Below are 13096 nucleotides of genomic sequence, written 5' to 3' on the forward strand. Positions count from 1 at the left end.
ACCGTCGGCGTTTATGGCGACCGGGGCGGCGGCTGGGTCGTGGAAGACGATGCTAAAGACCCGACATCCACGCGCGGACGCCAGCGCGTTGCCGCTGAACAGGCTTGGACGGCTTTCGGCGAGGCTCGGGGCGTGCCGGTGGCGCTGCTCAGGCTGGCCGGCATCTATGGTCCGGGCCGCAACACCTTCCTCAACCTCGAACAAGGCAAGGCCAAGCGCGTCATCAAGCCGGGGCAGGTCTTTAATCGCATCCATGTCGAGGATATTGCCGGCGCAACGGAGTTGCTGGCGCGGGAAAAGATCGGCGGGGCATTCAACATCGCCGATGACGAGCCGGGGCCGCCGCAGGATGTCGTTGCCTTCGCGGCTGATCTCATGGGAATGGAGCCGCCGCCGGAAATCCCGTTCGACGAAGCCGACATGTCGCCAATGGCGCGCAGTTTTTATGGCGACAACAAGCGGGTTTCCAACGCAAAGCTGGGCCACGCCGGATACACGTTCCGCTACCCGAACTACCGCATGGCGCTGGAAGCCATGATGCAGGCCGGCAACTGGCGCGACGCTGGGTAAGCTCATGATGAGGCTCAACGCTGCGTCGGATATGTCCCGTTAAGCTTCGGTTAACCTTGGCGGCGGAAGGATCATCGCCACAGCCGGCCACGCACGCCGTTGGAGACACCCCGATGCGCACACCCTCCCGTTGGATCCGCGCGGTTTTTGCCTGCGCAGCCTTGCTCGCGCTCAACCCCGCGGTTCCCCAAGTGAATGCCGCCGAGCCGCTGGCGAAGGATCTGTTCGGCTCCAAGCCCCTGCCGGCCGCCATGCCTGCCAAGTCCTACGGCTTTTATTCCAAGGGCTGCTTTGCCGGCGGCATCGCCATGGCGGTCGATGGTCCGCATTGGCAGGCGATGCGCTTGTCGCGTAATCGCCGCTGGGGCCATCCCCAGCTCATCAAGACGCTGGAAAAGCTGTCGGATGATGGCGCGAGCAAGGATGGCTGGAACGGCTTGATGCTGGGCGACATTTCCCAGCCGCGCGGCGGGCCGATGCTGACTGGCCATGCCTCGCATCAGGTGGGTCTCGATGCAGACATCTGGTTCACGCCGATGCCGAAGCGGCGCTTGTCCGGGCCGGAGCGCGAAAGCTTCGAGCCGAAATCCATGATCAAGGACGGCGGTCTTACGGTCGACGATCGGCTTTGGACGTCGGCGCATGCTGCGATCCTCAAGCGCGCGGCCGGCTATCCGGAAGTGGAGCGCATTTTCGTGCATCCGGGCATCAAGAAGAAGCTTTGCGACACGGTGACAGGCGACCGTTCCTGGCTGAACAAGGTGCGGCCGTTCTGGGGCCACGACTACCATTTCCATGTGCGCATCGGCTGCCCGGCAGGTTCGGTCGGCTGCAAGGCTCAGGAATCCACCGGCACTGGCGACGGTTGCGACAAGTCGCTTGCCTGGTGGTTCACGGAAGAGCCATGGCGCAAAGCCACCGGTCCGCAGGCACCTCGCGCCCGCGATGTCATGACCATGAAGGCGCTGCCCAAGGAATGCCGCATGGTTCTGGAAGCGCCATCGCCGCAGTCCGAAGCATCGGTGACGGTTGGTGGCGGCAGCAACCGCGTCGCGGACGTCATCCCGACCGCTTCCCCGGTGGAGCCGGAACTGCCGAACGCCATCCCCGTGCCGTCTCCGCGACCATCCGGCCAATAAACCGGCCGACAAGCCTTGGCGACGAGGGCGAACCGGACTAGGTCTCAATCGATTTAGTTCGGTCAGCCCATGTCCCGCCGCATCGCCCTTATCGCGCATGATTTGAAGAAGGACGACCTCGTCGCCTTCGTCTCATCACATGCCGCGTTTTTCGAGACCTGCAGCCTGGTTGCCACCGGCACGACGGGTAGCCTGGTGAAAGCTGCCTGCCCGCAGCTCGATGTGACGCTTCTGAAAAGTGGGCCGCTTGGCGGAGACCAGCAGATCGGCGCGCTGATTGCGGAAGGCGCGATCGACATCCTCATCTTCTTCGTCGATCCGCTGACGCCGATGCCGCATGATGTCGACGTGAAGGCACTAATGCGGCTCGGCATCGTTTACGACATTGCAATGGCGCTCAACCGGGCTTCTGCGGAAATGATCCTCCGCAGCGAGGAAGCCGGGTTGAATGGCGCATGACCGAGCGAATTGGATAGAAACGACATGGCCCAGCTTTTTGAAGACACGGTGTTGAAGTTCCCGGTTCTGATCGGCGACATCGGCGGCACCAATGCGCGCTTCGCGATTCTGACCGGGCCCCATGCCGATCCCAAGGAATTTCCGATCGTGCAAACGGCGGATTTCGCCACGATCGATGATGCGATCCAGACCTCGATCCTTGATCGCACCTCCCTGCGCCCGATGTCGGCGGTCTTGGCCGTAGCTGGTCCGGTGGAAGGCGACGAAATCCGCCTGACCAACTGCCCTTGGGTCGTTCGGCCGAAGACGTTCTTCGGCGAACTCGGCTTTTCCGAGCTGATCGTGCTCAACGATTTCGAGGCACAGGCCCTTGCTGTTGTGGCCTTGGGCGAGCCGCATATGGAAAAGATCGGCGGCGGCACAGGTGAAGCGCTCGCCAGCCGTGTCGTGCTTGGACCGGGAACCGGCCTCGGCGTTGCCGGTCTCGTGCATGCCGTTCACACCTGGATCCCTGTTCCGGGCGAAGGCGGGCACATGGACATCGGTCCGCGCACAGAGCGGGACTATGCGGTATGGCCGCATATCGAGCAGATCGAAGGCCGTATTTCCGGCGAACAGCTGCTCAGCGGTCGCGGTCTGGTGAACCTTTATCGCGCCATCGCCACGGCTGACGGCAAGGAAGCCGCCTTGACCACGCCGGCCGAAGTGACCGCGCATGCGCTGGAGAGGTCCGACGCCATCGCCGTGGAAGCCGTCGAGATGTTCGTGACGGCTTTGGGCCGCACGGCCGGCGATCTGGCGCTGGTGTTCATGAGCAAAGGCGGCGTGTTCTTGACCGGTGGCATTGCGCAAAAGATCATCCCGGCCTTGAAGACCGGCGCGTTCCGCCGGGCTTTCGAAGACAAGGCGCCGCATAGCCACCTTCTCAGCACGATGCCGGTTTATGTGATTACCCATCCGCTGGCCGCGCTCGCCGGTCTGGCCGCCTTTGCCCGTACGCCCGCATTATTTGGCGTCGAAACGCATGGCCGCAGCTGGAGCGCGTGACATCGCGCGTCAGCTTGGGCAGACCATCAGCGATTCGCCGATAGAAATGTGGCCGCGATGCCTTTATGAAGGCGCCAACAGCCGGCCGCATGCTGCGCCGGCTGTTCAACGGACTGGACGAGCGGTTGACGGCCATCAAGCAGAACGAGGCGGTTAAAGCCAAGCGCGGCATCTTCAGGGGCGAGACGTTCTCCATCCTGAAGCGCATGCTGGCGGAAAACAGCCGGGACTATATCGGCTCCTACACAGTTGCCATTCTGTGCCTGCTGGCGATTGCCGCCACCACCGCGTTCAGCGCCTGGATCATGCGCGACGTCATTGACGAGATCTTCGTCAATGCCCGCGCCGACCTGATCGCGCTGATCTCGGCGTCGATCTTCGCCGCCTTCCTTATCCGGGGCGTTGCCGGTTATGCGCAGTCGGTGATCCTGGCCCGCGTCGGCAATAATCTCGTGGCGCGCTATCAGAAGCGCATCTTCGACCACCTGATGAAGCTCGGCATCGGCTTTTTCAGCGACCAGCGCTCCGGCCAGCTTGCCGCGCGCATTACCGAAAATGTCAACGGCGTACGCGACCTCCTGTCGATGACGCTGACATCCATTGCGCGCGATCTTGTTTCGCTGCTCGCGCTGGTGGGCGTCATGATCTACCAGGACCCGTTCCTGGCCATGATCGCGCTTCTGATCGGCCCGCCGCTGATCTTTGCGGTCAACACGCTGATGCGGCGTCTGCGCAAGGCCGCGCGCAAGGCTGTCATGGTCAATTCACGCCTCGTCGGTGCGATCCAGGAAGCGACGCAAGGCGTGGCCATCGTCAAGGCCTTCACCATGGAAGATCAGCTGTCGCGCCGCATCGGCGCGCTGATCGACGATGCCGAGCAGCGGGCCAACAAGATCGCGCAGGTTTCCGAGCGCACCACGCCGATCGCCGAAATCTTGGCCGGTGTGGCAGTGGCTGGCGTGATCGCTTATTCCGGCTATCGCGCTGCCTACGAACAGCTGCCGCCCGGCGCGGTCTTCGCCTTCATCACCGCGCTGATGCTGGCTTACGACCCAGCACGCCGCTTGGCACGCGTCCAGGTCAATCTGGAAAAGTCGCTCGTCAATGCGCGCATGATCTACGAGATCCTCGACATCGAGCCGCATCAGCGCGACGCTGCGGGCGCGACCGAGCTGAAGGTGCAGTCCGGCGCCGTGCGGTTCGAGAATGCCAGCTTCGCTTACGACGAAACGCTGCCCGTGCTGCGCGCCGTTTCCTTCGAGGCGGCAGCCAACCAGACAACAGCCATCGTCGGTTCGTCAGGCGCCGGCAAGTCGACGCTGATCTCGCTTCTGCTGCGCTTCTACGATCTTGAGTCCGGCCGCATCACCGTGGATGGTCAGGATATTGCCGGCGTTACAAAACAGTCGCTACGCAGCCAGATCGCCTATGTTTCGCAGCAGCCTTATCTGTTTGAAGGCACGATCCGCGACAACATCCGCTATGGCCGCCCGGACGCGACCGACGCCGAAGTTGAGGAAGCCGCGGGCATCGCTTATGCCGACACCTTCATCCGCGCCCAGACCGAGGGCTACGATACGCTGGTGGGCGAAAGCGGCGCGACGCTTTCCGGCGGCCAGCGCCAGCGCGTGTCGATTGCCCGCGCCATTCTGCGCAATGCGCCAATCCTCGTGCTCGACGAGGCCACGTCGGCGCTCGACAATGAATCGGAAGCGCAGGTGCAGGCGGCGCTTGAGCGCGTCATGCAAGGCCGCACCACGATCGTCATCGCCCACCGCATGTCGACTGTGGTCAATGCCGACAAGATCGTCGTGATGGATTCTGGCGAGGTCGTCGAGCAAGGCACGCATGACGAATTGCTGGCCGACAAGAACGGCATCTATGCCCGCTTCTACCGCCTTCAAACACAGAAGGGCCTGGAGCTCGTGGAAGACCGCGCCGCATCCGAACTGCCGCCCCTGCAGCGAAAGACACTGCCATGATGAGCGAGAACGCGTCGAGCCCGATGCGGCTGGTTGTGGTGGGTGCCGGCGGTCGTATGGGGCAGGCGCTGATCCGCGCGATCGGCGAGTCGACCGAAGCCGTTTTGTCCGGCGCCGTCGAACGCAGGGGATCCGCAGCGCTTGGACGTGATGCCGGCGAGCTTGCTGGTGTTGGGTCGCTCGGCGTCCTCGTCACCGATGATCCGCTGCCGGTTTTTGCCCAGGCGGACGGTGTGCTCGACTTCACCTCGCCTGCCGCAAGTGTTGAATTCGCGGGCTATGCAGCGCAGGCACATATCGCGCATGTGATCGGCACCACCGGATGTTCGACAGAAGATGACGCCAGGATCCTGGCTGCCGCGCGCCATGCGACGATCGTGAAGTCCGGCAATATGAGCCTCGGCGTCAATCTTCTGGCGGCGCTGGTGGAACAGGCAGCACGCGCTTTGCCTGCGGCTGACTTCGACATCGAAGTGCTGGAAATGCACCATCGCCACAAGGTGGATGCGCCTTCCGGCACGGCCTTGCTGCTCGGCCAGGCGGCAGCAGAGGGTCGCGCCCTCGACCTGAACGAAAACAGCGTACGCAGCCGCGACGGTCACACCGGTGCGCGAGAAGCGGGCGCGATCGGCTTTGCCACCTTGCGCGGCGGATCCGTTGTCGGCGAGCATTCAGTGATCCTTGCCGGCGCCGGCGAACGCATCACGCTCGGTCATATGGCCGAAGACCGCTCGATCTTTGCGCGCGGCGCCGTGCGTGCGGCCTTGTGGGCGCGTGGGCGCAAGTCCGGCCTTTATTCCATGCGAGACGTCCTTGGCCTGGCGTAAGCGCCAGCGCTGCCTCTGATCATCGAACGAACTGGGAGAGATGAATGTCCGGTACCCTCGTGCTCGTGCGCCACGGCCAGAGCGATTGGAACCTCAAGAACCTGTTCACCGGCTGGCGTGATCCCGAGCTGACCGAACAGGGTGTTACCGAAGCCAAGGCAGCGGGCACCAAACTCGCCGCTCGCGGGCTGAAGTTCGATCTCGCTTATACGTCCGACCTGAAGCGGGCGCAGAACACCTGCGCACTGATCCTCGGCGAATTGGCGCAGGAGAGCGTCAAGACCATCCGTAAACAGGCGCTGAACGAGCGCGATTACGGCGACCTGTCGGGCCTCAACAAGGACGATGCGCGCGCCAAGTGGGGCGAGGACCAGGTTCATATCTGGCGCCGCTCCTATGACGTGCCGCCGCCCGGCGGCGAAAGCCTGCGCGATACCGGCGCGCGTGTCTGGCCCTATTACATGCATGAGATCCAGCCGCATGTGCTGCGTGGTGAGACGGTTCTGGTGGCCGCCCACGGCAACTCGCTGCGCGCCCTCATCATGGCGCTGGATGGCCTTACCGGCGAGGACGTGGTGTCGATGGAGTTGGGAACCGGCGTGCCGATCGTCTACAAGCTCAATGCGGATTCCACCGTCGCATCCAAGGAAACGCTGTAAATTCCCCTTGGCCGGCAGCCCTTGCCGGCTCACGATCTTCGCGGAAGGACGCATCTGCGAAGATTGCTGGAAACAGCGAAGATTGTGCGTTGACAGAATCCAGCGCCGCACGTACATCGGCGGCGCACACCTGCCCAGGTGGCGGAATTGGTAGACGCGCACGGTTCAGGTCCGTGTGCCGCGAGGCGTGGAGGTTCGAGTCCTCTCCTGGGCACCATCATCTCACGAGATGTGGTTTGCAAGCTAATCAGCCAAACCAAATCCTTAGCTTGCGGCGTCAGCGGTCACGACGAGCGATCCTCACCTACACCATATCGAAGTTCGTGCCTGCTCAAGCTTGCTTCGACGCAGGTCGCCTAGCTGTTAGGCGTTCTTGAACGCGCTAAAGCACCGGGCTCTCAGCCAATAGTGACGCTGGGTGGGCGCCACACATCCAGCCGCAAGGATGGGCCTTACTTGCCGAAACCGGACTTGATCGCCTTCCAGGCCGGCGAAATCACCGTGCTCGCAATCGGGATCAAGACTGTACCGAGCGCCAGGCCGAACAGGCCGAAACCGGCTGTTTCCGCGAACCAGGCTGCGATGCGTCCGGCAGCGTGGTTGACCAGTTCGTGCACATGCTCGATCGCGGCTGCCGGCCCATGCCATCCGAAACCGCCCAGGCCATGCGCGACGATGCTGCCGCCCACCCAGATCATGGCAGCCGTACCGATCACGCCAAGCACCAGCATGACCGTCGGCATGCCCTTCACCATGACGCGTCCGACACCGCGACCGAAGCCGGTCAGCGCGTGCCGTGCGAGATACATGCCCATATCGTCCAGGCGCACGATCAGCGCCACGGCGCCGTAAACCAGCAGCGTGATTCCGGTGCCAACGAGGGCCAGAACAGCCGCCTGCATGATGAAGCTGTTGGCGGGAATGGCCGCCAGCGCGATGGTCATGATCTCGGCCGACAGGATGAAGTCGGTCTTGATGGCGCTCGCGACCTGCTCGTCCTCACGGCTGGCCGCGTTCATCGCCACCGGCGTCAGCTTTTCCTCGTGCCCTTCCGCGTGGCTCGGCGCCAGCGCATGAAACACCTTCTCGGCACCCTCGTAAGCGAGATAAGCGCCGCCCAGCATCAGCAGCGGCGTGATGGCAGATGGCAGAAAGAAGCTAAGCACAAGGGCGGCCGGCAGCAGGAACAAGAGCTTGTTCTTGAGCGAGCCCAGCGCGATCTTGCCGACAATCGGCAGTTCCCGCTTGGCCGCAAACCCGTCCAGATAACGCGGCGTAACGGCCGCATCGTCGATAACGGCCGCACTTGCCTTGACGCCGGCCTTCGTCGCCATGCCCGCAACATCATCGACCGAGGAGGCCGCGACCTTGACGATGCCTGCTATGTCGTCAAGCAGCCCCAACAGTCCGATGCTCATGCACGTCTCGCCTTCTTATTGTTTTCGCTTAGCCCAACTTGGACAAGCAGGCCAACAAGGCAAGGCGGCAGTTGTTCCTTTCCGCGACTTGCCGCATACAAGCGGCTTGAAAGATAAGAGCAGGGAACAGGCATGGCGCAGGGTCAAAAAACCGCTGAACGCATCGCGATCATCGGCAGCGGCGGGATCGGCGGGTATCTGGCAAGCCAGCTCCACGCTGCCGGGCATGACATCACCTTGTGTGTGCGCACGCCCTTCGACAAGCTGGTGATCACCGAAGCCGACGGTGGCGCGGAAACCATTGTGCCCGTTCGGATCGCTACCGACCCTGCGGCGGAAGAGCCTGCCAAATGGATCCTCGTAACCACCAAGGCGCAGGATGTGCCTAGTGCTGCACCATGGTTGGAAAAGCTCGCAGGACCTGACAGTGTCGTGGTTGTCACGCAGAACGGCATCGAGCACGAAGAGCGTGTTAGGCCCTTTTTGCCTACTGAGACACAGGTCCTGCCGGCAATTATGATCTGCGCCGTCGAGCGCTTGGCACCCGGACACATCCTCCATCACGGACATGCCAAGATCAGCGTGCCGCAAGGGCCCGTGGGCGATGATTTTGCCGCGCTGTTTGCCGGAAGCGCCTTCGAGATCAACGGCGAGGATGACTTCCTGACCGTGGCCTGGGGCAAGCTGCTGACCAATGCCATGGCCAACCCGGTTACCGCGCTGACCGTGCGCCGCGGTGCGGTGTTTTCGGACAGCCAGGTTGCAGAACTGACCCGCAGCATCGGCCGTGAAGTCGTTGCCGTGGCGAAGGCCGCCGGCGCAAAGCTCAGCGACGCCGACATCGAGGGACCGCTGGCACGCAACGCCAAGTCGCCAAACAGCGGATCGTCGATGCTTTATGATCGTCTAGCCGGCCGACCTCTGGAATATGCCTTCATCACCGGCGCGGTTGTGGCAGCCGCTGAACGACATGGCATCGACGTCCCGGTCAACCGCACAATCCTGGCTCTGTTGAAGGGCGCCAGTGGTTACAGCCTCGACGGCGCAAACTGACCCTGGCGTATTGCCCCGTCGGCCCAAGACAAGTCTGAAATGCCATGCGCAAGACGCTCTGTGATATCCGGAAACCCGAGATCGTGCAGGCCGCCATCAAGGCGATCTCGGAAAACGGATTGCCGATGCCTTCCTATGACCGGATTGCAGAGCAAGCCGGCATGTCACGCCAGCTGATCCGGCACTATTTTCCGGAACCGGAAGCCTTGATGGTCGCAGTCTGCGAAGCCCTGGCCTCGGCGCATCGCATGCTGCTGATGCGTGGCATTCACCAGGCCAATTCGGCTGAACGACTGCCCTTGTTTCTCGACTACTATTTCAACCTCCTCACCAAGGAGGGACTGGCCAAGCCGGCGGACACGGCGGTCTACGACGCAGTGATGTCGCTTGCCACGGGATCAAAGACAGTGCGCAACAAGCTGCGTGAGCATTACAACATCCTGCAGCACACAATCGCGCATGAGGTGCAGATCAGCAATCCCGAACTCAGCCAGCGCGCCTGCGCCGAGATTGGCTTTTTGTTTTCGACCCTGATCCAGGGACACTGGAAGCTGGTGGCGACGCTCGGCTTTTCGGAAAGCTATAATCGCGTCACGCGCGAAGCCATCGACCGTCTGATCCAGTCCTATAAAGACCGTTATGACGACCCCGATCTGGCCGAGCCTCCACCCGCTGTCTAAGCCTAAAGTTGCACTGCCGACTCCAGTCCCGCGTCGATTTTCGAATTGAAAGCCTAATACTTTTTCTGCCAGTGTGCCTTGTAGATGGCTGTGCGTTCTTTGAACGCGGCAGGAGGAAAGATGCGTATTCGTAGACATGCCCGCGACCGGCGAATAGAGCGACGACTTGCTCGCAAAGTGACAAAGACCGGTGAGAAGTGCGCGCCTGAAGTCTACCAAGCTTATCTGGCCGGAATGCAGCGCGGCATGGAAATCCAGGAAGAACAGCAGGCTGCGCAGGAATGCATGTCGTACCGGGACATCTTCGGCAATGAGATCCCGTCCATGAAGATGCGCGACGTCAAAGCCGATGATGCCCTTTGCGTCAGATCCGCAACGGGCCCATCGGTAAGCCTCCATTAACGCAACCCTGAAGAAGCAGAGACCCTCATCGTAAAGCGCGTCAAAATTGAATCGCAATTTACGTATCGGAAACTGCTGAAGGCTAAGCCCGGAGTGTCAACTCAATCAGGGCCGCGAACATGAAGTTCGATGTGGACGGGCCAGAGCCCAGATACGAAGTGTGGGGGCTCTGCTTCGTCGCTGTTATCGCAAATTACGTTTATTGGTCGGTTCTCGCCTGAGGCCGACTGAACATCTTTCCTTCGCGCTCGGCGCGTCAAAGATCTCGAACGCCGTTTACCGGTGTTCCAGCCAATGCCGAATAGTGGTCGCTAGCGGCGCTTCGATGTGAAGTCGCGCGCAATCAGGGCTTGTGCGATGAAGCAGAGCTGGCTGGCCGCACACCAGCGTCGCGGCTGAGGGACTTCCGCCCTCCAGATCGACGAAACTCATTTCCGCGAGAAGTTCTCGCAGCTTCGGCCCCTGGATCTCGACCGTGCGATAGGCATCATCGGCAAGGCTGACGCCGTAACCTTCGGCGTTCCAACCAATATTGGCAGCGAGCGGTTCAACGGAGGTGATCAGCATGCGGTCACGGCCGATCCGCAGCGCCTGGATCTTCTCTTCGGCGATCTGCCACAGTCCGATGCTGGGCGCTCCCGGCGCCAGGTTCGCCACGGCCGCTTCAAGGTTACCGCTGACAAGCAGGCGATGAAGGTCCGGCACGACGCGCGCGCTCCAGCCTTCGCCATCCAGCCTCGCAGACGTCCAGTCCGGTACAGGCGTCCAGAAGGTGCCGCGGTCGAGCATGGTCTTCGGCAGGAAGTCAGGCATTGAGGCGCGCTCCTTCCGGGTCGAAGGCGCAAGGTTCAGTGATGCGGGCGCCGAAGGTCTGGCCGAGATATACCAGCTCGATCAGCTCGCCCTTACGTTCCATGCCACGCTCGATCAGGCCGAGTGCGATCGGACGATTGAGGGTCGGACTGTCATAGCTGGAGGTCACGAATCCGATCGAACGGCGTTTGTTGTTCAGCGTCTCGACACCGTGTGCGCCGACCGGCAGCATTGTGTTTCCCTCAACCGTCAAGCCGACAAAGTGCGAGCGATCTGCCCTCTGCGCGTTGTCCGTGAACAGCGAGCGCCGGCCGACAAACTCGTTCTGCCGCTTCTGCATCGGCCCGAGGATGCCGAGATCCTGAGGCATGGTGGTGCCGTCCGTGTCCTTGCCGGCGATGACGTAGCCCTTTTCGGCACGCAGCAGGAGCAGCGCTTCGGAACCCATCAGCACGGCATCAAGGGCGCGACCGGCTTCCTGCATAGCGGCGAGCAGACTGGCCGCTATCGCCGAGGGAACCGCAATCTCGTAGGAGCGGTCGCCGGTGAAGGACACGCGCGACACCCGCGCCGGCGCGCCGTCGAATTGGCCGTCGGCAAAAGCCATGTGCGGTAGCGCGGCGTCATCCAGATCGACACCGAGGCCGAGCGCGGCAACAAGCGCCTTGGCCTTCGGACCACTCGCCGTCAGCGTCGCCCATTGCGGCGTGGAGTTGTGCACGAAGACACGTGCGGGATCGAAGCGGTCCTGCCGCCATTCTTCCAGCCGTGCAACAACGCCTGCGACATGGCCCGACGAGCAGGACACGACGTAGTGCTCATCGGAAATCTTGGAGGTCACGCCGTCATCATAGATCACGCCGCTTTCGGTCAGCATGAAGCCGTAGCGGATGCGGCCCGCCTTCAGGTTCGACAGCGTGTTATAGGAGTTATAGTCGACCAGCGCGCCGGCATCGGGACCTATCACTTCGATCTTGCCGAGCGGAGAGCCATCGAGAATGCCCACGCTAGTGCGGGCGGCAATCGATTCGCGACGGATGTTGGCCGCAGCATTCGCACCGCCAAACCAGGCCGGCCGCAGCCAGCCGCCATACTCCCTGAACACCGCGCCAGCCTCGCGATGTTCGCGCTCCAGCACCAGCCTGCGAACGGGATTGAAGAACTCGCCGCGCCGCCGGCCTGCCACGACACCGAACGGCACGGGCACGAAGGGCGGGCGATACGTCGTGGTGCCGGTCTGCGGTATGGTCTGCCCGGTCAGCGCCGCCATCGTGGCGAGGCCGTTCACGTTTGACGTCTTGCCTTGATCGGTTGCCATGCCGAGCGTGGTGTAGCGCTTGAGATGCTCGACCGAGCGGAAGTTTTCCCGCTCCGCCAGTGCGATGTCCTTCACCGTCACGTCGTTCTGGAAGTCGACCCACTGCCGCCCCTTGGCGCCGCGCTGAGGCCAAGCCGGCGCGATCGCATAAGGATGCGGATCGCCCGCAATGCCGAGGATTTCCACTAGCGCGTATTGACCGACTGCCGCACCCACGACCCGGATCCCGGGAAGATCGTCGCGCGGAATGAAGGCAGCGATTGTCTCGTCATAGGTCAGTTTGCCGCCCGCCTGGCAGTAAAGGTGCACGCTCGGTGTCAGCCCGCCGGCCATCAGCAGGCAGTCTGCCGGAATTCGCTGGCCGGATACGGTGACAGCCTCGACGCCCTTAGCTCCATGCACGGCTTCAATCTGGGCACTGACCAGCGCGCCGTCGCGTGCTTGTGGCCGAAGATCCGCGATCGTCACCGCAGCGCCCGCTCGGCCCAGTGCATCGGCCACGGGATAAGCGCGGTCATTGTTGGTCGCGAGCACGATACGGCGCCCGAGCAGGACCTTGTGGCGGGCAAGGTAGCTCAGCGCGGCATCGGCCAGCATGACGCCGGGACGATCATTGTCGGGGAAGATCAGCGGCCGCTCGATCGCACCGGCCGCAAGCACGATCTCCTTTGCCCGCACGCGCCATTGGGCATCCTGCTGGCCAGGCCGGCGCTGCCAAAGCGCGACGAG

At 62.6% G+C, this 13096-nt stretch carries 13 protein-coding genes and 1 tRNA gene; 11 read left to right on the forward strand and 3 right to left on the reverse strand.

The features are described from left to right. The 8 genes from RTX98_RS08360 to RTX98_RS08395 all read left to right on the forward strand — a co-directional run. Positions 1–570, forward strand: a 570-nt coding sequence (locus tag RTX98_RS08360) for an NAD-dependent epimerase/dehydratase family protein (RefSeq protein WP_416223088.1), incomplete at its 5' end; no start/stop codon positions are given. Positions 571–683: 113 nt separating this feature from the next. Then, complete coding sequence (gene mepA, locus RTX98_RS08365; RefSeq protein WP_312795914.1) at positions 684–1709, forward strand: penicillin-insensitive murein endopeptidase; 1026 nt, start codon at positions 684–686, stop codon at positions 1707–1709. A gap of 69 nt (positions 1710–1778) precedes the next feature. Then, complete coding sequence (locus RTX98_RS08370) at positions 1779–2168, forward strand: methylglyoxal synthase (protein ID WP_312795916.1); 390 nt, start codon at positions 1779–1781, stop codon at positions 2166–2168. A 24-nt stretch (positions 2169–2192) separates the two neighbouring features. Further along, complete coding sequence (locus RTX98_RS08375) at positions 2193–3215, forward strand: glucokinase (protein ID WP_312795918.1); 1023 nt, start codon at positions 2193–2195, stop codon at positions 3213–3215. Between the two features lie 206 nt (positions 3216–3421). Then, on the forward strand, positions 3422–5197 hold the full coding sequence (locus tag RTX98_RS08380; RefSeq protein ID WP_312795949.1) for an ABC transporter ATP-binding protein: 1776 nt from the start codon (positions 3422–3424) through the stop codon (positions 5195–5197). Then, a complete protein-coding gene (dapB, locus tag RTX98_RS08385) occupies positions 5197–6024 on the forward strand; it encodes a 4-hydroxy-tetrahydrodipicolinate reductase (RefSeq protein ID WP_312795950.1) in 828 nt (275 codons plus the stop codon). Before RTX98_RS08380 ends, dapB begins: the two co-directional genes overlap by 1 nt. 44 nt (positions 6025–6068) lie before the next feature. Continuing rightward, positions 6069–6683: a 2,3-bisphosphoglycerate-dependent phosphoglycerate mutase gene (locus RTX98_RS08390; RefSeq protein WP_312795919.1), complete on the forward strand. Its 615-nt coding sequence runs from the start codon at positions 6069–6071 to the stop codon at positions 6681–6683. A gap of 132 nt (positions 6684–6815) precedes the next feature. After that, positions 6816–6900 (forward strand) — tRNA-Leu (locus tag RTX98_RS08395). Positions 6901–7135: 235 nt separating this feature from the next. On the opposite strand, the gene RTX98_RS08400 is transcribed toward RTX98_RS08395, so the two are convergent. Then, positions 7136–8101 carry a DUF808 domain-containing protein gene (locus RTX98_RS08400; RefSeq protein WP_312795921.1) on the reverse strand — a complete coding sequence of 322 codons (966 nt, stop codon included), beginning with the start codon at positions 8099–8101 and terminating at the stop codon, positions 7136–7138. A gap of 132 nt (positions 8102–8233) precedes the next feature. Between RTX98_RS08400 and RTX98_RS08405 the strand changes: the two genes are divergently transcribed. The 3 genes from RTX98_RS08405 (at position 8234) to RTX98_RS08415 (ending at position 10236) form a co-directional block, all read left to right on the forward strand. Then, positions 8234–9154 (forward strand): 2-dehydropantoate 2-reductase, encoded by a 921-nt coding sequence (locus tag RTX98_RS08405; protein WP_312795923.1) that lies wholly within the window; start codon positions 8234–8236, stop codon positions 9152–9154. A gap of 44 nt (positions 9155–9198) precedes the next feature. Next, positions 9199–9834 carry a TetR/AcrR family transcriptional regulator gene (locus RTX98_RS08410; RefSeq protein ID WP_312795924.1) on the forward strand — a complete coding sequence of 212 codons (636 nt, stop codon included), beginning with the start codon at positions 9199–9201 and terminating at the stop codon, positions 9832–9834. Between the two features lie 120 nt (positions 9835–9954). After that, a complete protein-coding gene (locus RTX98_RS08415) occupies positions 9955–10236 on the forward strand; it encodes a hypothetical protein (protein WP_312795925.1) in 282 nt (93 codons plus the stop codon). A gap of 276 nt (positions 10237–10512) precedes the next feature. On the opposite strand, the gene RTX98_RS08420 is transcribed toward RTX98_RS08415, so the two are convergent. Further along, complete coding sequence (locus RTX98_RS08420; RefSeq protein ID WP_312795927.1) at positions 10513–11049, reverse strand: hypothetical protein; 537 nt, start codon at positions 11047–11049, stop codon at positions 10513–10515. After that, positions 11042–13096 (reverse strand): glycine cleavage T C-terminal barrel domain-containing protein (locus tag RTX98_RS08425; RefSeq protein ID WP_312795929.1); only part of this gene is annotated, 2055 nt, incomplete at its 5' end. The genes RTX98_RS08425 and RTX98_RS08420, both read right to left, overlap by 8 nt.

Source organism: Tianweitania sp. (assembly GCF_032053605.1).
Taxonomy (GTDB): domain Bacteria; phylum Pseudomonadota; class Alphaproteobacteria; order Rhizobiales; family Rhizobiaceae; genus Tianweitania.